General features: G+C 36.7%; 15 protein-coding genes. 7 read left to right on the top strand and 8 right to left on the bottom strand.

Features of this window, described 5'->3' with window-relative positions; all coding sequences use genetic code 11:
• The first annotated feature begins 42 nt into the window (after positions 1-42).
• The 3 genes from RMA94_RS13605 (at position 43) to RMA94_RS13595 (ending at position 4,700) form a co-directional block, all read left to right on the top strand.
• A complete protein-coding gene (locus RMA94_RS13605; RefSeq protein ID WP_311083399.1) occupies positions 43-2,604 on the top strand; it encodes a fimbria/pilus outer membrane usher protein in 2,562 nt (853 codons plus the stop codon).
• The gene (locus RMA94_RS13600) at positions 2,601-3,614 is read left to right on the top strand and encodes a fimbrial protein (RefSeq protein ID WP_039761636.1); all 1,014 of its coding nucleotides are present in this window, start codon (positions 2,601-2,603) and stop codon (positions 3,612-3,614) included. The genes RMA94_RS13605 and RMA94_RS13600 overlap by 4 nt, the downstream gene beginning before the upstream one ends.
• 93 nt (positions 3,615-3,707) lie before the next feature.
• Positions 3,708-4,700, top strand: coding sequence for a DUF4882 family protein (locus RMA94_RS13595; RefSeq protein WP_311083396.1), 993 nt, complete (start codon positions 3,708-3,710; stop codon positions 4,698-4,700).
• Between the two features lie 42 nt (positions 4,701-4,742).
• On the opposite strand, the gene RMA94_RS13590 is transcribed toward RMA94_RS13595, so the two are convergent.
• Entirely contained in the window at positions 4,743-5,852 is a 1,110-nt protein-coding gene (locus tag RMA94_RS13590; protein ID WP_014206736.1) for an S-(hydroxymethyl)glutathione dehydrogenase/class III alcohol dehydrogenase, read from the bottom strand.
• 228 nt (positions 5,853-6,080) lie between these two features.
• Complete coding sequence (locus tag RMA94_RS13585) at positions 6,081-7,952, bottom strand: phage capsid protein (protein WP_311083395.1); 1,872 nt, start codon at positions 7,950-7,952, stop codon at positions 6,081-6,083.
• Positions 7,953-8,135: 183 nt separating this feature from the next.
• On the opposite strand from RMA94_RS13585, the gene RMA94_RS13580 reads away from it, so the two are divergent.
• Complete coding sequence (locus tag RMA94_RS13580; protein ID WP_311083393.1) at positions 8,136-9,293, top strand: catalase family protein; 1,158 nt, start codon at positions 8,136-8,138, stop codon at positions 9,291-9,293.
• A 65-nt stretch (positions 9,294-9,358) separates the two neighbouring features.
• Here RMA94_RS13580 and RMA94_RS13575 read toward each other — a convergent pair whose 3' ends face one another.
• The 3 genes from RMA94_RS13575 to RMA94_RS13565 form a co-directional block, all read right to left on the bottom strand.
• Positions 9,359-9,664 (bottom strand): hypothetical protein, encoded by a 306-nt coding sequence (locus RMA94_RS13575; protein ID WP_311083391.1) that lies wholly within the window; start codon positions 9,662-9,664, stop codon positions 9,359-9,361.
• A gap of 832 nt (positions 9,665-10,496) precedes the next feature.
• Positions 10,497-10,952, bottom strand: a complete 456-nt coding sequence (locus tag RMA94_RS13570) for a hypothetical protein (RefSeq protein ID WP_002113876.1) — start codon at positions 10,950-10,952, stop codon at positions 10,497-10,499.
• A gap of 188 nt (positions 10,953-11,140) precedes the next feature.
• Positions 11,141-11,575: a GFA family protein gene (locus RMA94_RS13565; RefSeq protein ID WP_227063838.1), complete on the bottom strand. Its 435-nt coding sequence runs from the start codon at positions 11,573-11,575 to the stop codon at positions 11,141-11,143.
• 189 nt (positions 11,576-11,764) lie between these two features.
• On the opposite strand from RMA94_RS13565, the gene RMA94_RS13560 reads away from it, so the two are divergent.
• Positions 11,765-13,354, top strand: coding sequence for a phospholipase D family protein (locus RMA94_RS13560; RefSeq protein ID WP_080759656.1), 1,590 nt, complete (start codon positions 11,765-11,767; stop codon positions 13,352-13,354).
• 17 nt (positions 13,355-13,371) lie between these two features.
• Here the strand turns inward: RMA94_RS13560 and RMA94_RS13555 are convergent, their stop codons facing one another.
• The 3 genes from RMA94_RS13555 to adeR form a co-directional block, all read right to left on the bottom strand.
• The gene (locus RMA94_RS13555; RefSeq protein ID WP_014206731.1) at positions 13,372-13,959 is read right to left on the bottom strand and encodes a uracil-DNA glycosylase family protein; all 588 of its coding nucleotides are present in this window, start codon (positions 13,957-13,959) and stop codon (positions 13,372-13,374) included.
• A 120-nt stretch (positions 13,960-14,079) separates the two neighbouring features.
• Positions 14,080-15,144: a two-component sensor histidine kinase AdeS gene (adeS, locus tag RMA94_RS13550; protein ID WP_014206730.1), complete on the bottom strand. Its 1,065-nt coding sequence runs from the start codon at positions 15,142-15,144 to the stop codon at positions 14,080-14,082.
• A complete protein-coding gene (gene adeR / locus RMA94_RS13545; RefSeq protein ID WP_002113657.1) occupies positions 15,134-15,865 on the bottom strand; it encodes an efflux system response regulator transcription factor AdeR in 732 nt (243 codons plus the stop codon). The genes adeS and adeR overlap by 11 nt, the downstream gene beginning before the upstream one ends.
• A 143-nt stretch (positions 15,866-16,008) precedes the next feature.
• Between adeR and RMA94_RS13540 the strand changes: the two genes are divergently transcribed.
• Both RMA94_RS13540 and RMA94_RS13535 read left to right on the top strand, forming a co-directional pair.
• Positions 16,009-17,175, top strand: coding sequence for an efflux RND transporter periplasmic adaptor subunit (locus RMA94_RS13540; RefSeq protein ID WP_017386946.1), 1,167 nt, complete (start codon positions 16,009-16,011; stop codon positions 17,173-17,175).
• Complete coding sequence (locus RMA94_RS13535; RefSeq protein WP_311083387.1) at positions 17,172-20,279, top strand: efflux RND transporter permease subunit; 3,108 nt, start codon at positions 17,172-17,174, stop codon at positions 20,277-20,279. Before RMA94_RS13540 ends, RMA94_RS13535 begins: the two co-directional genes overlap by 4 nt.
• Positions 20,280-20,292: the final 13 nt, after the last annotated feature.

Raw genomic sequence — 20,292 nt, 5'->3', positions numbered from 1 at the left:
TTTAATAAATTTAAGCACCTATATGTGTAGGCGGACTTAGCTATGCCAAAAAAAAGGCAAGAATCTTATAAATTATTAAAACGCCATATTTGTTACTACTTGGCTTCTGGTGTTGTCACAATGACAATGCCTGTATTCGTGCATGCTGAAGAAACAACTACGAGTGCTCCAGTAGAGGCTGAATTTGATTCTGCTTTTTTAATTGGGGATGCTCAGAAAGTTGATATTTCTCGTTTTAAATATGGAAACCCTGTTTTACCAGGCGAATATAACGTTGACGTATATGTAAATGGTCAATGGTTTGGTAAACGTCGTATGGTCTTTAAAGCATTAGACCCTAATAAAAATGCGGTAACCTGTTTTACAGGGATGAACCTGCTTGAGTACGGCGTTAAACAAGACGTTTTGTCTAAACACACTACCCTTCAAAAAGAAAATAATAGTTGTTATAAAATTGAAGAGTGGGTTGAAAATGCATTCTATGAATTTGATACCTCTCGTTTACGTGTAGATATTTCTATTCCGCAAGTTGCTTTGCAAAAAAATGCGCAAGGCTATGTCGACCCAAGCGTATGGGATCGCGGTATTAATGCTGGTTTTCTATCTTATAGTGGTAGTGCCTATAAAACATTTAATCAGTCGAATGATCAAAGCGAAACCACAAACGCATTTATGGGTGTTACAGCTGGTTTAAATATTGCTGGCTGGCAATTACGTCATAATGGCCAGTGGCAATGGCAAGATACACCTGCTGAAAATCAATCTAAATCAGATTATCAAGAAACAAGTACATACTTACAAAGAGCCCTCCCTAAATACCGTGGTGTTTTAACGCTAGGTGATAGTTTTACAAACGGCGAAGTATTTGACTCTATTGGTTATCGTGGTATCGATTTCTCAAGTGATGACCGAATGCTACCAAATAGTATGTTAGGTTACGCCCCGCGTATTCGTGGTAACGCAAAAACCAATGCAAAAGTTGAAGTTCGTCAACAAGGCCAACTTATCTATCAAACAACTGTTGCACCAGGTAATTTTGAGATTAATGACCTTTACCCTACTGGTTTTGGTGGGGAAATTGAAGTTTCTATTATTGAAGCAAATGGCCAAGTACAAAAATTTTCGGTTCCATATGCTTCAGTTGTACAAATGTTGCGTCCAGGTGTAAACCGTTATTCTTTAACTGTAGGTCAGTTCCGAGATCAAGATATTGACCTTAATCCTTGGGTAGTTCAGGGTAAATACCAACAAGGTATTAACAACTACCTAACAGGTTATACAGGCATACAAGCTACAGAAAATTATGCTGCTGTATTGTTAGGTGCTGCTTTTGCTACACCAATTGGTGCTGTTGCGTTAGATGTGACCCACTCTGAAGCCGACTTTGAAAAACAGTCATCACAATCTGGGCAAAGTTTCCGTTTAAGCTATAGTAAGTTAATTTCTCCGACTAACACAAACTTAACCCTTGCTGCATATCGTTACTCGACAGAAAATTTCTATAAATTACGTGATGCTCTACTTATTCGCGATTTAGAAGAAAAAGGTGTAAACACTTATGCGGCTTCGGGCCACCAGCGTAGTGAATTCCAAATTACTTTAAACCAAGGACTTCCTGAAGGTTGGGGTAACTTCTATGTCGTGGGTTCGTGGGTTGACTATTGGAACCGTAGCGAAAGTACTAAACAGTACCAAATTGGTTATAGCAATAACTACCATGGTTTAACTTATGGTTTATCTGCGATTAACCGTAAGGTTGAGTACGGTTCAAATGATGCGACGCATGATACTGAATATTTAATGACGCTTTCATTCCCGATTAACTTTAAGAAGAATTCAGTCAACGTCAACGTTACTGCTTCTGAAGACAGCCGTACTGTTGGTGCAAGTGGGATGGTTGGCGATCGCTTTAGTTATGGTGCCTCTGTTTCACATCAAGACTATGCAAACCCAACGTTTAATGCTAATGGTCGTTATCGTACTAACTATGCAACTGTTGGCGGCTCTTATAGTATTGCTGATTCTTACCAACAAGCAATGGTTAGCTTAAGTGGTAGTGTAGTTGCACATTCAGATGGTATTTTATTTGGACCTGAGCAAGGCCAAACAATGGTACTTGTACATGCACCTGATGCAGCTGGAGCAAAAGTTAATAATACTGTTGGTTTAAGCGTTAATAAGGCTGGTTATGCGGTTATCCCGTATGTAACACCTTATCGCCTAAACGATATTACGCTTGACCCACAAGAAATGTCGAGCCAAGTAGAGCTTGAAGAAACTAGTCAACGTATCGCACCTTTTGCTGGCGCAATTGCTAAAGTAGATTTTGCGACTAAGACAGGTTATGCAGTCTACATTAATAGTAAAACTGCTGATGGCAACAGTTTACCGTTTGGCGCTCAAGTCTTTAATCAAAAAGATGAAGCTGTAGGTATTGTTGCACAAGGTAGTATGATTTACTTACGTACCCCACTTGCTCAAGATAGTCTCTATGTAAAATGGGGCGATGAAAGCAATGAACGTTGTTCGGTTGAGTACAACATTAGTAATCAGTTGCAAAATAAGCAACAAAGCATGGTAATGACTGAGGCTGTCTGCAAATGAAAAAATTACTCTTAAACAGTGCATTAGTCGCAGTAGGTTTTTGTATTAATACGGCGACTCAAGCTGCGTGTTCAACTAGTTCGGGCTTCAAAACAATTGATGTTCCTATGAGGGTTGGACGAGTTGTAGTTCGACCAAGCGACCCTGTGGGTAAAGTTTTAGTTAAATCACTTTTTGAGATCAGACCAGATTCTTATACCTACTATACCTGTAGTCTTTCCGATATGTTGACGGCACAGTTATTACAAAATTACCCAATTAGTTCACTTGGGGATAGCATCTATTCAACAAATATCCCAGGAATTGGTATTCGTCTCTATCGTGAAGCATTTAATGCTGGAAATTTCTCTGGTTACTATCCTTATACTCGTCGTGTCCCAAGCAGTCGCTTTTATCTTGCAGAAGGCTATTTCGTTGTAGAAATTGTGAAAACAGCTGAAAGTACTGGAGCTGGAACTTTAGTTCCTGGTGTTTATAGTAGTTATTATGCTGGAAACCGAAGTGATCGTCCATTCTTAACCAGTACCGTATATGGCAACGCAATTACTATCGCTTCGTCTTCTTGTGAATGGCGTGGTGCTATTAATAAACAGGTACAACTGCCAACGGTTACAAAGGCAGGGTTTAAAGGTGTTGGTTCAACTCAAGGAGACCAATCCTTCGAACTAAATATTCTGTGTAATGGCGGTATAAACCCAACGGGTTATGAAGAAAAAAACCTTATTAGCTTGAGTTTTGATTATCAACAAGACGGCACTAATACTCAAGTTTTAAAAAATCTTGAACCAAATGCAACTAAAGCAAATGGTGTTGGAGTTCAACTTGTATGGAATTATCAAAATAAGAATCAGGTTATTGGCGTAGGTAATAAACTAGAATTGGGAACCGTACAATCAAATCAAACCATTCAATATGATGTTCCTTTAACAGCTCGATACTATCAAACTGCAGCAAATGTTACGCCTGGTAAAGTTCGTGCAATGGCCACTGTAACTATTGAATATGATTAATCATATTCAATAGTTTATAAACATAATAATTTTAAATATTAATAATAAATTTTACTTTATAAAAAGTTAATACTTAATTTGATAGGAATATTTATGAAAAAAATAGGTATAGTTACTCTTAGTGCAATTACATTATGTTGGGCTATATATGATATATATCCTGATAATACCAATACAGTAACACATAATGATTCAGGCAAAAAAGGCGGCTCTAAAAACTTTTCATCAACTGCAAAGAATGAAAAATTAGCGTCTCAAACCCTCTTGGCTCAAACTACCTCCCTTAACTCTTCTGCCCCAGTCTGCCAATACAATTTTGATGCAACTCAAGAAGATTATGATCTTTGGAATAAAGAACACTCTGATTATTGGTCTATGAAAAAATTCCCATTGATAATTGGCCAAAAATTTAGCCTTAAAGTGGATCAGCCTATATCAGAAAATGAATATGGTATTGTAGAGTATATAGCTAAAAGTAAAGCTAGTCTTCATTCACCCCATAACATTGGAGATTTCATATTACCTCACACAGGTATTATTGCATTTGAAATGGAGCTTAAGCTTCCAATCTCAGCTCTTGGAAACTCATCATTTGGTAATTCTGCTTATTACTCCTCTGCCATTGGTTTTAATGGCGTAACAAATAATGGCTATACAGTTAGATCCAACTATTGGTTTGATATGGGCACTTATGATCCAGATTTTGGTCAGAATCCTACTAAATTAAGCTATAATATAGCTTATCGGCTTAGAGATAATAGCGGCCCCGACCATCCATACTATAAAGGTCAGAAGCTGACAAATAATGCAAATGGATACCAAAGATTAGGTGTGTATATTAATCAGAACATTAAGCAAGTTGGCTTTATTATAAATGGGGTTGATCAGGGATATAAATCTACTTTACCTGCCCCACTTGAGAATATAAGTTTTTCTGCTTCAAGTGCTATATCAATAGATGCTGAACAATTATTTGGACAAGAGTTGTCAAATGAACTGATTACTGACCGTAATGCGCTACAGTTTAACTACCCTCAAGGTACAACTGACATATGTGGCAATGTTATTCAAGATATAAACCTATAAGTGGTAAAAAAGGGCTGAATCACAGCCCTTTTTTTCTTTTATTTAGAAATGAATGACAGTACGAATTGATTTACCTTCATGCATTAAATCAAAAGCGGTATTAATGTCTTGTAGAGGCATAGTATGAGTCACAAAAGGTTCAAGTTGAATCTCACCTTTCATAGCATCTTCGACCATTTTTGGAAGTTGTGTACGACCTTTTACCCCACCAAACGCAGTACCTAACCATTTACGGCCTGTCACTAGCTGGAATGGGCGTGTCGAGATTTCTTGGCCTGCACCAGCAACACCAATAATAACGGATTGTCCCCAACCACGATGTGCGCACTCTAGAGCCGAGCGCATAACATTGACGTTACCAATACATTCAAATGAATGATCTACGCCCCAGCCTGTCATTTCTACAATCACTTGCTGAATAGGTTGATCATAATCTTTTGGATTTAAGAAATCGGTAGCACCAAACTGTTTAGCAAGTTCAAATTTATCTGGGTTTGTATCTACGACAATAATGCGCCCTGCTTTCGCTTGACGTGCACCTTGTACAACAGCTAAACCAATACCGCCTAGACCAAATACAGCAACTGAATCACCTTCTTGTACTTTTGCTGTGTTATGCACGGCGCCAATACCAGTTGTCACGCCACATCCAAGTAAACAAACTTGTTCGTGATTCGCTTCAGGATTGATTTTAGCCAAAGAGACTTCTGCAACTACCGTATATTCACTAAAGGTTGAACAACCCATGTAATGGTAAATCGGTTCGCCGTTATATGAAAAACGTGTGGTTCCATCCGGCATTACACCTTTACCTTGAGTAGCACGTACCGCAACACATAAGTTGGTTTTTCCAGATTTACAGAATAAGCATTCTTTACATTCGGCTGTATAAAGCGGAATTACGTGATCACCTGGTTGAACGCTTGTGACGCCCTCACCTACTTCAACCACAACACCTGCGCCTTCATGACCTAAGATGGCAGGAAAAACACCTTCTGGGTCATCGCCAGATAATGTAAAAGCATCAGTATGACATACCCCTGTATGGGTAATTTTTATTAAAACTTCACCCGCTTGAGGTGGTGCAACATCAACTTCAACAATTTCTAAAGGTTTTCCTGGGGCAAAGGCGACAGCTGCACGAGATTTCATCTTTGGGTTTCCTTTAAATCATTCGGTATTTATAGTTGAGCAAAATAGATTATATATCGGTAATACAAGAGCTTAATTTTGCTTAAATTAAAATTGGCTTTCATGACAATCCATCACAGCATAGCCAGTCAGATACATCTAAGCAAGCCTACATTTAAAAAAGAAGAAAACCTCTTACTTGAAGAGGTTTCTTATCAAATCATTATCTTATAAGCAGCTTGTTTTTACTTATAGGTAAATATCTGGTGGATATGGTGTGTTATCACTAATTGGAGCATAAAGCGTATTTTCAACAAAGAAGCCATTTGGGGCTTGAGTAGTATCAATCGTAATTGAATCATACATAACTTGTGGATATGCCCAGATAAATTGCTTCATTAACCCTAAAGAAACATTATTCTTCATATCACCAAAAATTCGTTGCCAAATGGGTGTTCGATATGGCTTTGTTTTATCAAATCCATATATGTAAGCAATAGATGCATCGGGAACGAATCCGGATAAATAAATGACTTTATTGGCAGGATAGCTTAGACCTTGTATAGGTATTTGGGAAACTGCCTGATGTGCCAAGTCTAAGCGAGCTTCTAATAGCCAGTCATAAGCTTCTGTCATCATGTAATCAAAATTAGGATATGAGTAGTGTTGGCTTGGATAGTTAATATAAGTGGCTAAAGTCTGAATTGGGGACTGAATGGAAGGAAAGAAAATAAGAGGACTAACTTTGGCACTGGAATATTTTGCTTTGATCACGGTACGAATATTTTGACAGGTTTGACCTAATTTATTTCTAAGCCATGTTTTAAACTCATCATATGGCGTTCCTGTTTTGTTCATTGCCTCATAAATAGTACCCAAATCTGGTGCATATAAACCTGTATCTGCATTAAAAGCCAATTTTGTTGGGTAGTCATACACACAAGGTAGATTGGTGTCAGTGTTATACCACCACCAAGGTTCACCAATCTGCATATTTACATCGCATCCCCCTACGACCATTGCATCTGCAAACTCAATAAAGACTTTATGTAGATATGCCAAAGCATTCTGATGACTTAAACTAAAAAAATAGCTCGGTGGTTGGTAGCCTGTTTTACCTAAATTACTGTTCCAGTCACGCTGAGCCCAATATTCATTGGCTCCCAAGGAATACATTTCAAAGCTGACCCCAAAGATAGGTTGCATACTGGCATTATGCAAAGCTTGGGCATATTTTTCATGCCATTTACGAGTACATGAATTAACAACTGTCTCGCCTGTCACCAATGTATCTGGTATTTGCCATTTATTAATATCACTTTTCCACGTCATTTCAGGATAGTGCGACATTCCACAATAGTGATTGACCAAACCTTTATATCCCAAAGTCACCATATTGTTAACTAAGCGCTGAGGATTTAAATCATAGTGGTCATCATAGCTTGTACAGATGCCATAATTATGCTGTGGTACTACAACTCGGCTTAGATTTAACTTGGCATTTGCCCCTGTTACAACTGAATTGGTAATACGAATATAGCCATCTTCTGCTTGACTGAGAGGCAATGATGAGTGCGCGTTATAGCTGCTTGTAAAAGCAGAAAATGAAATCCGCTGAATATTAGTAACTGGAAAGCTATCTGTAGCAGAGAAGCCTGCTTTTACTGTATCCCAGTTAATATGAATATGTGCCGTTCGTGATGATGGATTATTTGCGTAATTAAATAGAACAATATATGCAATTTTATCTACGCCATTGTCGTTATAGTAAACAGTTAAAGTTGGGGTTAGTGCCCCATTATTTAAAACAGGCATAGAGGGAGACAGTTCAATATCAAAGTCCCATACCACACCTGAATAGCTATACTTGGTTTCATACGCTAAAAATTTATGATCTTTAGAATCATAAGAATCCCAAGTAATTCCTGCCAAATCCGTTGTCATGCGTGATCTAAAAGATGCTTCAAATCCATTTCCATAATTGGTAATAGCAAAAGACATTGTTTGTGGACCGTCTATTCTCCAATAAATAGGACTAAACCGATCAATAAGTGTATTTTGAGTGATTGGATGAGGTGATGTGTTAGTATTATTTTGCACATTTTGTCGATTAGTTATCATGACGTCATTCTCTTAATGTATTAAGAGGTTTTATATTAAATAATAATTCCTATTTTATTGTTCAGATAAGTAACAATGACGTTTAAATTATTTACAGTTTATATTTTTCATAAAGTTCAAAATAAAATTAAACATGAAATCTTAATATTATCCTAAAATATTTTTACACTGAGGAGTTAATAAATGGCAACTTTTATACAGCCTATAAATTTTAAGAGTTTATTTTTATTTACTCCTCTTGTATTTGCATTATCAGGTTGTACAGAAACTTTATATTCCAACACTACGTCGACCACAAAGATCTCTTCGGAAAGTAACGCTTATTCAGAGATCGACACAGTATTAGGAGAAAAGTTACAGCCTAACGAAGAGTTGCTCGCTCAAAACATAGCTCAAGTCATTGAAAAGTCAATTCGGGAACAGTATACGGCTGGAAATGCTTTACGTGATGCACATCCTAAGGCGCATGGTTGTGTTCGTGCCGATTTTCATGTCTCAAAAAATATACCTACCCAGTTTGCTAAAGGAATGTTTATTCCAGATCGAAGTTATCAAGCATGGATTCGATTTTCTAATGCTTCAAATGATGCCTCTAATGCCGACATTAAAAAAGATGCACGTGGCATAGCAATAAAAATTTTAGGTGTGTCTGGACAGAAAATTTTAGAAAGTGAAAAGCAAGCAACAACTCAAGATTTTATTATGATTAATCATCCAGTCTTTTTTGCGAATGATGCTAAACGATACCTTTCTTTTATGAATGACGTGAATAGCCATAATATGGTCAGAAAACTTCACATTCCATTTGCTTTAGGTTTTAAGGGAACAATGAATGCTCTTGGAGCACGTAATTCACAAATTGCAAATCCATTATATGCACGTTATTGGTCTATGGTTCCCTATCAGTTAGGACTTGGTAATGATCGAAAAGCAGTTAAATATTCAGTACGTGCTTGTTCAATGCAGCCAAACAATCTACCTAAGAATCCTAATCATGATTTTTTAAGAGAAGCTTTAAAGAATACTTTGCAAAGTACAGATGCTTGTATGGAGTTCCTTATTCAACCACGAACTTCAAATCAAATGTTGGTAGAAGACTCAATGACAGAATGGGATGAAAAAGCAGCTCCTTTCTATCAAGTCGCAACTATTCATATTCCCAAGCAGAACTTTGACACAGCCGAGCAAAATAAGTTTTGTGAGAATCTGTCTTTTACACCGTGGCATGCCCTACCTGAGCATAAACCATTAGGTGCAGTAAACCGAATGCGTAAAGTCATTTATGAAAACATCAGCAGAGTTCGACATGATATGAATTCAGTTCCTAGACAAGAACCTTAAATACCTTATCTATTGTGGTTTGGTATAAAAATTTTTTAAAGATGAGAGTTTGCAATTGCTTCTTTTTAAGGGAGATTTTTGCTTGTATCGATAGTGATTCGATCAATGAAATCTGCCAACCATAAAATAAAGTCATCTTCGCTTTTATGCTTTGGAATCAAACTCATATCTAGCCTAATAGGAAGTTCATTTTTTACGCTAACCACAGTACCTTCAAAATTCACAAAGTTATATAAAAACTTTAGTTCAGTGCCAACAATAGCTTTTTTTATTTCTATAATGAGATTATTTAAATTTCTAAAATGGTTGTTTGAATAAGAACTTTTAATATTTTTATTAATTTTTTCTGCTAATAGTAAGTATTTTGGCATTTCTACTTCCTTATTAATTATTTATAAAATATAAGTATAAGTTGAAAGTTATAAAAATAATTTTTTAATTTTTATTAAATTGTTTCTGTGTTTTTAATTTTAATTGATAAGTTATGTGTAATATAACTATTTTATTGTTTTAAAATGTGATTTATTTGGGATTTTATTCTGATTAAATTGGTAGGTATTCTTTAATCTCATTTAAGGGTAATTAACTAAATTTTATATTAAATAGGCTCAATATTTAAAATTTTGAGCCTATTTAATTTTTAATATTCACTTAAGACTAAAATTAAAAATTCACATCTTAAGTCAATTTTGGGAAATTCTTGATTTTATGAATTTTCCCACATTTTCTGCATTCTTTAACTTCGTCATGAGTAATATCAAAGTCATATTCCCAGACATGAATACAGAAAAGCTGTCTAAGGTTGTGGAGCATAGACACCTCCTTATAAAAAACCAACTCATTAGTAAGTTCTTTATGAATGCAGTTCGCTTATTTTGATGAGTTTTCCTCTTTAGCTTTATCCTCCTTGTGTTTACAGCAGTAACCGAAAACAGCACCAGCACCAAAGAAAAACATAGCCTTGAACATACTTATCTCCAAACGATAATTAAGTAAATTTAAAATTAACATTGAAGGTTGTATCTGTTTTTAGGCCAATGAGACTGATTCTGTGCGTTATGCAAACTTTTGTGAAAAGTTATAACAATATATTTTTTATGAATAAGGTGGGTAAAATTAAAAAACCGCCCCAGTAGGCGGTTGCTGAATTTACAGCGAGATATAGAAGTGTAGTGGACGATCACTTCTATATTTTTTATGTACTTATTTTTCTTGGCTTATAATTTTATTAAAGGCATCTGATTTGAAATAATTAATGATCATCTCTCCATCATCTTGTGTAGAAGATGATACTTTGGGTGGTTCCTCATAATTAAACTTAAAGTCTGGAGGAATAAATTTTGAGATCGGAGGAAGCTTTGCCTCACCTCCTGTCGTAATTCTTTCAATAAAACCCGCAAGCCAAAGTATATATTCGTCTTTATTTTTATATTTAGGCATAAGGCTCATGTCTAACTTAATGGCACACTCCTCTAAGGGCTTGGTTAGGCATTCCTCAAAATCTATAAAATTGTATTTAAGTTTAAATTTGGTACCTTTAATTTCATTACGAATTACACCAACTAATTGATTTAAGTTTTCTGCCGAGCTTTCTGAAAATAAATTTTTGTCCTCAATCTTTTTATATACATTCTCAGCGATGATTAAATATTGTGGCATCTCTATTTTCTCCCTTTTATTATTAAGCTACTCACTCAGCCCTTTAAGGAAGTATGATAGATATCATGTTTTCTAATGTAATTGTTGTACTGCCAATTGTAATTAGTGTGTTTTTGTGAAACCTGCAAGCATAACCATCCGAAAAAATTCAATTTAATGCAAACTAAATCTCATTTTTAAAAAATTCTTTAGTCAAACAATATGTTTAGTTCATTCAGAGTTGGAAGTTGATCATAAGATTCATCTGCATCTACTGTGTTTACCCAATTTGACTTTGAAACGATACAAAAATTAAGCTTTTTTAGCACAACAATATCTTGGTCTAACAGGCCTAATGGAATCCACATAAAATCAGTAGTGCCTACCAAGTTAGGTACTGGTGAGCCACATTGACTGCAAAATGAAGATGTGAAGCCTGTTTCTTTTTTATAGGTGCGGACAAATTCTAAACCTGATAACCATTCAAATTTATCCTTATTCACTAATGTTGCTGCGTTTGCCCCGGTTCCGGTTTGTTTACGGCAGAGACTACAGTGGCAATGATAGACAGTATTTATTCTCTTAGTAACTGAAAATTTGACTTCATGGCACAGACAAGAACCCACGTGACTCATCTCAAGCATCCTTAAAAAAATAATGTTGAATATAGCATTAGGCATAAAAGGGTTAAATTTAACTTTATATTTTTAAATAGATATATCTCTATAAAAATAAAGAATTGCTAGCGTTGAGGCTTGGCAGAATGTATTTATAACGTTTAATATGAATTTTGACATATAAATTGAATATAAAAATGCTGTGATGTGCTTATCTTGGATGCGACTTTAAAAGCTTACATGATTAATCAAATCTATCAGCAGTATAGTAGTATGGCATTAAATGCTTGGGGCTTTACACATACACCTTCGTATAACGGTACATACGACCCTGATGAGAATGATATAGTGACGAATAGCTTTAATTGGTTGAATGATGAGCAAGCTACAAAAAAAACAGAACAAGGACTGACTGCTTTTGTGGCATTAGATGATGCCTTTATCAGTATCGCTTCTCGTATGTATCTAATTAGAAATGCAAAAGAAAAAATCGATTTACAATATTATATTTGGACAAATGATTTTGTTGGAAACTTAATGTTGCACGAGTTACTAACGGCGGCAGATCGTGGTGTAAAAGTACGGTTACTTATTGATGATCAAAATGGAGTAAAGCTGGATGGAGTTCTTAGAAGCCTTCTCCACCATCCCAATTTTGAAATTCGATTATTCAATCCATACAAATTTAGATATTTAAGAATTTTAGACTATATTTTTCGGTTCAAAAAAGTAAACCATCGCATGCATAATAAGTTAATTATTGCGGATGGCGTGATTGCGGTAACAGGCGGTCGAAATATTAGTAGTGAATATTTTGACGCAAGTAGTAAGTTTCAGTTTACAGATCTAGATATTTTATTTTATGGACATACTGTACAACATGCACAGTCTGTCTTTAATGATTTTTGGCAAAGTGATTTAAGTCAAAATGCTACTGAGTTGGTGGGAACATGTGCTGTTCACCATTTGCAAACACTAAGGCAGCACTACCATGATTTAATTCATGAAAGTGAAAATCATACTCAAACCGAAGATAAGCTTTATGATGCTCAAAGCTATTTAAAAGAACTTTTAGAGCACTATCCAATCCAGTGGTCAAAAGCATATTTTGTTGCTGATTCACCAAAAAAGATCTTAGGAGTAGCTTCTAAAGAAGAAATGCTTTATGGGCAAGTTATGGCCATTATGGGTGAACCAAAGCAGCATATTGAATTAGCTTCTGCTTATTTTGTTCCTACTCAACAAGGCACTTACTATTTAAAACAACTCAAGGTGCAAGGTGTTAAAGTTAGGGTTTTAACCAACTCTTTTGCTGCAAATGACGTAGCAATTGTGCATGCCTTTTATAGTCAATATCGAGTCGAGATGCTTAAAAGTGGTGTAGAACTATTTGAGTTTAAGCCATTTTTAGAACGCAGGCGCAGAACATGGTATGAAGTGGTGACTGGAAGTGTGATCCCTGCAAAAGGTAAAAATAAATCGAGCTTACATGCCAAATTTTTTGATGTAGACGGTAAAGTATTTATTGGTTCTTTTAACTTTGATCCGCGTTCGACTTACTTAAATACAGAGGTCGGTCTTGTTATCGAGTCGAGTCAATTACAAGCGCAAATTTCAGTCATGCTCGATCAGCACTTACCTCAAGTTGCTTACCAGCTTAAGTTAAATAGTGAAGGAAAGATCATTTGGTTAGATTATCAGTCGGATGGAAAGATTGTTGAATATGAAAAAGACCCAGATACGAGCCTTTTCCAACGTACTATGATTAAAGCTGTTTCATATTTACCAGTTGAATGGATGATGTAACAGCATTTCAAGTTTACTTATAAAATGCCTATCTCTTTAAAGAATTTTTGATAAGCCTCTGCTTTCTTCTCTAGCGCTAATGGATATGCTCTAGAAGAAGATGGTAGACGATATAAATTAATATTTCGTCCAGCAAAGTAAGTCGAGGTAGACATTCCTATAAGCGGTTTTTCGGTGTGCTCTGGTAAAACTGAAATTAAAGTATCAGTCGCTTTATCGCCTGTGGTCATAATGGTCTGACATAGAGGAATCTGCTGAAGTAAAACTGCAAGATCTGTTGGTGTTACTATTTCAAGAAATTTATCTGCGGCATTCCCCTTCAACCGCTTAATTTGATAAGCAGTATCAAAGATTGCAATACCAGTTTCAATTAAGAATTTTCGAATACGTTCTTCATTAAAATTTTTTTGGCTTTCACTTAAAAAGTGTGTTTTATCTTGGAAAAAGATCAAACCGAAAATACGCCACATATCATTTTGGAAATTCGGATAGTAAAAATCCATCTTCCATTTATTACGTGGCGGTGGAAAACTGCCTAACATCAATAAACGGGCATTTTCCGGTAAAAATGGCTCAAGTGGATGGGTTTCTATCTCAATTATCATAAAAAATCAGTATTTACTTAAAAAATTTTATAAACAAATTAACCTATTTTTGAGTTAATCACGAGTCATGAAATGCAATTTCTCTTAATTAAAGCGTTAAAGGTTGTACAAAAGCGATCATTATTGAGGAATGCTTATTCTAAAAATACTATGTGAATATTGATTTAAATAATCGACTTGACCTTTATGGGCAATGACAAGAGCTTGTACAACCGAAAGACCTAACCCAGTGCCGCCTAACTCTTTATTTCTTGATTGTTCTAACCTGAAAAAAGGGTTAAATAAATCTTTGCGATGCTCAGCTGAAATGCCAGGTCCTTCATCTTCTATTTCAAGAATCCAGCTAGTTTGTTCTTGTCTCGTTGAAACAATTAACTTTCCCGGATTTGCATAACGTGTAGCGTTATCAAGTAAAGCAATTAAAATCTGTTCAATTCGCCGTTGATCACACTCAACTTTTGGCGCTTCAATATCGAAAATGACTTTAAGCTGAGCTTTTTCTAATTTTTCTTCAAACATGTGCACGACTTTGTGAGCAGTTTCATTAAAACAAATCGTTTCGAGGTTAAGTCTAAGCTGTTGGTTTTCAAAAAGACTCAATGTACGTAAATCTTCGACTAGGTTTGAAAGACCTTCTACTTGATTCAGTAAGTTTTTAAATAAAATAGGGTCAGCTTCAAAAACACCATCAATAATCCCCTGCAACCTACCTTGCAAAATGGTGACTGGCGTTCTTAACTCATGTGCAATTGCGGCATTCCAGACATGAGCATTTTCAACTGAAATCTCTAGTTTTTGAGCCATATCATTAAAATTATCCATGAGCTCACCAATTTCAGAAGAATGATGCGTCGGTTTTTCAACTCGTGCGCTTAAATCCCCATGACTAATTTTCTTGGCTGCATCTGCTAATAGATTAATAGGCACGATAAAGCGTTGAGCAAGCTTGATGCCTAAAATAATTGATAATGCTGTGCCAAACAAAAGCACGGCGAATAACCATATACCATCTAGATAGTGAAAAAACTCATCACTTTCTTTCAGCTTTTCGAGAGATATAAGCCCTACTTCAATTGCAACATAGTAGGTGCCATAACCTAAAATTAGCGAACTCAGCGTAACACTTAGGCTGGTAAAGCTCAGTGCAATAATCAGTTGTTTACTAATTCCCGTTTTATTTTTCATGTGGATGATCCAACCTGTAGCCTACACCACGAACATTAATGAGCATATTTCGTAAACCAAGATCTTCTATTTTCTTTCGTAGCTTACTGACGTGACTATCGACCGTACGTTCTAATGCATCTCGGTCTGGTAGACACTGATTCATGAGCTCTGAACGAGTAAAGACTTTATGAGGATGCGGTAACATCAGTAATAAAATTTTGTACTCAGTTAGAGTTAAATTGAGTGTTTGTTTTTGATCGCCCGAATGGATGTAAGCAGTATGAATTTCGGTATTGACCTCAATATTTTTATAAATCAGATTTCGGTTAGGAGTTTGCTGGTTTTGTTGAGTACGTCTTAGTACTGCTTGTACACGTGCGACCACTTCATTTGGGTTAAAGGGTTTTACGACAAAGTCGTCTGCTCCAATTCTTAAAGCCATGACTTTATCAATTTCTTGATCTAAAGCCGTAAGCATAATGACTGGTGTCGCTGCTTTTTGCCGAATTTTATTCAGTACTTCCCACCCACTCAGTTCCGGCATTTTTATATCGAGAATCACCAGATCAATAGGCTGCGCTGCGTGTATTTCAATTGCCTGCTTACCATTCATGGCCCGTACAACACGCATACCTTCACGCTTAAGATAATGTTCAATAATATCGCCAATATCATATTCATCTTCTACAACAAGAATAAGCTTATCCTGACAATTAAACGTAAAGGTTGACTCGAACATAGCAATAAGACGCGGGAAAAATTTGATTTATCATACGCGTATTTTTTGATAGATCTCCACACTTTTTCCACATATTCGTGATTTTGGTTACACACACATCAAAAATAATGCCAGCATCTAGAAGTCCATTAGGTGTTATAAAAGTGCAAAAGCATTTTTTAGTTCCATTCATTCTATCTTTCGGTCTTGTATTACATGGCTGTGGCAATGAACAAGTAAGTGATCAAACACAGGTATCTACGGCTAAGGTTACCGTTATTTCAATTCAACCGCAGTCTATTAACTTTAGTGAAAATCTACCAGCGCGTGTTCAAGCTTTCAGAACTGCTGAAATTCGTCCTCAAGTTGGCGGTATTATCGAAAAAGTTTTATTCGCTCAAGGTAGTGAAGTTAAAGCTGGACAACCTCTATATAAAATAAACTCAGAAACATTTGAGGCTGATGTAAATAGTAATAGAGCGGGTTTAAATAAAGCTGAAGCAGAAGTAAACCGCTTAAAAATACAACTTGAGCGCTACCAGCAACTTTTACCAAGTAATGCGATTAGCAAGCAAGAAGTAAGTAATGTCGAAGCGCAATATCGACAAGCGATTGCAGATGTTGCTCAAATGAAAGCGTTATTGGCTCGTCAAAATCTTAATTTACAGTATGCGACAGTGCGAGCACCGATTTCCGGACGTATTGGTAAATCATTCGTAACGGAAGGCGCTTTGGTTAGTCAGGCTGATAGCAACACTATGGCGACTATTCAACAAATTGACCGCGTTTATGTCGATGTAAAGCAGTCTATTGGAGAATATGAGCGCCTACAGGCGGCTCTACAAAGTGGTGAGTTATCAGCCAACAATCAAAAAGCTGTACAGATTTTGAATAGTTTGGGACAGCCCTATAACGTTACAGCAAAAATGCTGTTTGAAGATATAAATGTGGACCCTGAAACTGGGGATGTCACCATCCGTATTGAAGTGAACAATCCTGAAAGAAAATTACTGCCGGGTATGTATGTCCGCGTTAATATTGAGCGTGCTTCGGTTCCTCAGGCCTTACTCGTGCCAGAACAAGCTATTCAGCGCAATATGAATGGCGATCCTCAAGTATATGTAGTGAATGCCAAAGGTGGCGCAGATGTTCGCTCAATAGAGTTAGGGCAACAATATGAGCAGTTTTATCTCATCAATAAAGGGCTGAAAGCAGGCGACAAAGTTGTTGTTGAAGGCATAGAGCGTATCCAACCCAACCAAAAACTGGCAATTTCAGCATGGAAAGCAGCCTCAACAAAAAATACGGTGAAGCAAGGAGATGCTAAATGATGTCTCAATTCTTTATTCGCCGTCCTGTTTTTGCATGGGTAATTGCAATTTTTATTATTCTATTTGGTGTACTGAGTATTCCAAAGTTACCCATTGCACGCTTTCCGAGTGTCGCTCCACCCGAAGTGAACATTACAGCAAGTTATCCTGGCGCTACTCCCAAAACGATTAATGATAGTGTAATTACCCTTATTGAACGGGAAATGTCAGGAGTAAAAAACTTACTCTACTATAGTGCTACAACAGATTCGTCAGGAACCGCTGAAATTACCGCGACGTTTAAACCCGGTACTAATGTGGATATGGCACAAGTCGACGTACAAAACAAAATTAAAGCGGTTGAAGCACGCTTACCCCAAGTCGTCCGCCAACAAGGCTTAGCTGTAGAGGCATCGTCCTCAGGCTTTTTAATGCTTGTCGGTTTAAACTCACCTAACCATCGTTATTCAGAAGTCGATTTAAGCGATTATATGGTTCGTAATGTGGTCGAAGAGCTTAAACGTGTTGACGGTGTCGGAAAAATTCAGTCCTTTGGTGCCGAAAAAGCGATGCGAATTTGGGTAGACCCAAATAAATTAGTTTCTTATGGTCTATCGATTAGTGATGTAAATAATGCGATTCGTAACAATAATATCGATATTGCACCAGGACGACTTGGTGATCGTCCTCTAGTTAATGGTCAATTAATTACCATACCTTTATCCGCTCAAGGACAGCTTGAAAATGTAGAGCAGTTCAAAAATATTAGTCTAAAGAGCAATATTAGCGGCGCCAATATTAAGTTGTCGGATGTCGCCGATGTAGAAATGGGAGCTCAGTCATATAATTTTGCGATTTTAGAAAATGGTAAACCTGCAACAGCTGCGGCCATTCAGTTGAGCCCTGGTGCAAATGCAGTAAAAACAGCAGATGCGGTAAAACAGAAACTCGAAGAACTAAAAGTAAATTTACCTGAAGGCATGCAATTTAGCGTTCCTTACGATACTGCACCTTTTGTTAAAATTTCGATAGAAAAGGTCGTTCATACATTAATTGAAGCCATGGTTTTGGTCTTTATTGTGATGTATCTATTTCTTCATAATGTTCGCTATACCTTAATTCCTGCGATTGTCGCTCCAATTGCCTTGCTTGGCACCTTTACCATCATGCTTTTAACGGGTTACTCAATTAATGTGTTAACTATGTTCGGTATGGTGCTTGCGATCGGGATTATTGTCGATGACGCGATTGTAGTCGTTGAGAATGTAGAACGAATTATGGCAACCGAAGGTCTATCGCCTAAAGAAGCGACTTCCAAAGCCATGACAGAGATTACCAGCCCGATTATTGGTATTACTTTGGTACTAGCAGCCGTATTTTTACCAATGGCTTTAGCAAGTGGTTCAGTCGGTATTATTTACCGCCAATTTACCATTACGATGTCAGTCTCAATTTTATTCTCGGCATTTTTAGCTTTAACACTCACCCCTGCACTTTGTGCAACCTTATTAAAACCAGTTGATGCAAATTATCAAAAGAAAGGTTTTTATGCATGGTTTGATCGTAGCTTTGATAAAGTCACAAAAAAATATGAAGCGATTTTACTTAAAGTTGTTAAACATACTATTCCGACTTTAATTATTTTTGTGGTGATTACAGGTTTAACTTTTGCAGGTATGAAATATTGGCCAACTGCTTTTATGCCCGAGGAAGATCAAGGCTGGTTTTTAACGTCGTTTCAATTACCTTCAGATGCGACTGCTGAACGTACAACAAAAATTGTGAAAGATTTTGAAGGCCATTTAAATGAGCAGTCGGATGTTAAAAGCAATATTTCAATTATGGGTTGGGGATTTAGTGGCGCTGGCCAAAACGTTGCACTCGCTTTTACAACCTTAAAAGATTTTGGTGAGCGTGATAAATCTACTACTGACTATACCAACTTCATAAATGCAGAAATGGCAAACAGTAAAGAAGGTACAACTATGTCTGTACTTCCCCCTGCCATTGATGAATTGGGTACATCTTCAGGCTTTAGTTTGCGTTTACAAGACAAAGCAAATTTAGGAATGCCTGCTTTAATTTCGGCCCAAGAAAAGCTCATGGAAATGGCGGCACAAAACAAAAAGTTTTACATGGTTTACCCAGAAGGTTTACCTCAAGGTGACAATATTAGCTTGAAGATCGACCGCGAGAAATTAAACACTCTAGGAGTAAGCTTTGCTTCTGTTTCGGATATTATTTCGACCTCAATGGGATCGATGTATATCAATGATTTTCCAAATCAAGGCAGAATGCAGCAAGTTATTGTTCAAGCCAATGCAAAATCACGAATGCATTTAAAAGATATCTTGAGTTTAAAGGTTGCAGGCGCAAACGGACAACTGGTGTCTTTATCCGAGGTCGTGATTCCTCAGTGGAATAAGTTGCCGCAGCAATATAATCGCTACAATGGCCGACCATCATTAAGTATCGCTGGAGTGCCTAACATAGGGGTATCTTCAGGTGATGCGATGCGAGAAATGGAAAAGCTGATTGCCAAACTTCCTCAAGGTATTGGTTATGAGTGGACAGGTATTTCACTGCAAGAAAAGCAATCTGAATCTCAAATGATATTCCTTATTGCTTTATCAATGTTAGTCGTGTTTTTAGTTTTAGCTGCACTTTATGAAAGTTGGTCAATTCCGTTATCTGTCATGCTTGTTGTTCCTTTAGGCATCTTTGGTGCGGTAATGGCCATTATGTTAAGAGGAATGCCAAACGATATTTTCTTCAAAATTGGTCTTATCACTATTATTGGTTTATCTGCCAAAAATGCGATTTTAATTGTTGAGTTCGCAAAGATGCTCAAAGAAGAAGGCATGACTTTAATTGAAGCAGCCGTTGCAGCAGCAAAGTTACGCCTACGCCCAATTTTGATGACTTCCCTTGCCTTTACTTGTGGTGTTATCCCATTGGTCATTGCAACTGGAGCAAGTTCGGAAACTCAGCATGCATTAGGTACAGGAGTATTTGGAGGCATGATATCTGCCACCATCTTGGCCATCTTTTTTGTTCCCGTGTTCTTTATTTTTGTGTTGGGAGCCGCAGAGAAACTATTTTCCAAAAAGAAAATTAATTCTTAGTTAAATACATTGA

It is taken from the genome of Acinetobacter sp. V115_6 (assembly GCF_031799025.1).
Classification (GTDB): domain Bacteria; phylum Pseudomonadota; class Gammaproteobacteria; order Pseudomonadales; family Moraxellaceae; genus Acinetobacter; species Acinetobacter pittii.
Note: the sequence above shows the minus strand (reverse complement) of the source record. Positions and strands in the feature narration are given on the sequence as shown.

Bases quoted from the DNA above. Each gene is read 5' to 3' on its own strand.
- adeR (WP_002113657.1), bottom strand. From the start codon at position 15,865: ATGTTCGAGTCAACCTTTACGTTTAATTGTCAGGATAAGCTTATTCTT.
- RMA94_RS13595 (WP_311083396.1), top strand. From the start codon at position 3,708: ATGAAAAAAATAGGTATAGTTACTCTTAGTGCAATTACATTATGTTGG.
- RMA94_RS13580 (WP_311083393.1), top strand. From the start codon at position 8,136: ATGGCAACTTTTATACAGCCTATAAATTTTAAGAGTTTATTTTTATTT.
- RMA94_RS13535 (WP_311083387.1), top strand. From the start codon at position 17,172: ATGATGTCTCAATTCTTTATTCGCCGTCCTGTTTTTGCATGGGTAATT.
- adeS (WP_014206730.1), bottom strand. From the start codon at position 15,144: ATGAAAAATAAAACGGGAATTAGTAAACAACTGATTATTGCACTGAGC.
- RMA94_RS13570 (WP_002113876.1), bottom strand. From the start codon at position 10,952: ATGCCACAATATTTAATCATCGCTGAGAATGTATATAAAAAGATTGAG.
- RMA94_RS13585 (WP_311083395.1), bottom strand. From the start codon at position 7,952: ATGATAACTAATCGACAAAATGTGCAAAATAATACTAACACATCACCT.
- RMA94_RS13575 (WP_311083391.1), bottom strand. From the start codon at position 9,664: ATGCCAAAATACTTACTATTAGCAGAAAAAATTAATAAAAATATTAAA.
- RMA94_RS13565 (WP_227063838.1), bottom strand. From the start codon at position 11,575: ATGCTTGAGATGAGTCACGTGGGTTCTTGTCTGTGCCATGAAGTCAAA.
- RMA94_RS13600 (WP_039761636.1), top strand. From the start codon at position 2,601: ATGAAAAAATTACTCTTAAACAGTGCATTAGTCGCAGTAGGTTTTTGT.
- RMA94_RS13605 (WP_311083399.1), top strand. From the start codon at position 43: ATGCCAAAAAAAAGGCAAGAATCTTATAAATTATTAAAACGCCATATT.
- RMA94_RS13590 (WP_014206736.1), bottom strand. From the start codon at position 5,852: ATGAAATCTCGTGCAGCTGTCGCCTTTGCCCCAGGAAAACCTTTAGAA.
- RMA94_RS13555 (WP_014206731.1), bottom strand. From the start codon at position 13,959: ATGATAATTGAGATAGAAACCCATCCACTTGAGCCATTTTTACCGGAA.